The sequence below is a fragment of the Janibacter sp. CoH_79_TC_3 genome (assembly GCF_058197955.1).
In genome coordinates this window covers 1-229 of sequence record NZ_JBXWIV010000225.1, presented here as the reverse complement: position 1 = coordinate 229, position 229 = coordinate 1, and the positions used below count along the sequence as shown (strand labels likewise).

General features: G+C 39.7%; 1 protein-coding gene. It reads right to left on the bottom strand.

The annotated features are described in order from the left end of the window. The coding region (locus AC2FA3_RS15720) for a hypothetical protein (protein ID WP_490510415.1) at window positions 1–229 on the bottom strand (229 nt) is incomplete at both ends.

Here is a 229-nt window from a genome sequence, read left to right as displayed (position 1 = left end):
CTTAAGTGTGTCAGGTGTTATTCCGGATTGCGCAAGAGTGGTAATAAAACCAATCGTTAATCCGACGCCGAATCCAATCGCTACTACCAATCCAAGACCTTTTAGTTCGTTTTTGAAAACACGCTTAGAATTGGTTTTTTCAAGCATCTTATTTTTATCGGTCATGGGTTTGTTGCTTTCATTATCCCAATTTCCATCATGACCATCCTGCAAATGCTCATCTTTGGTC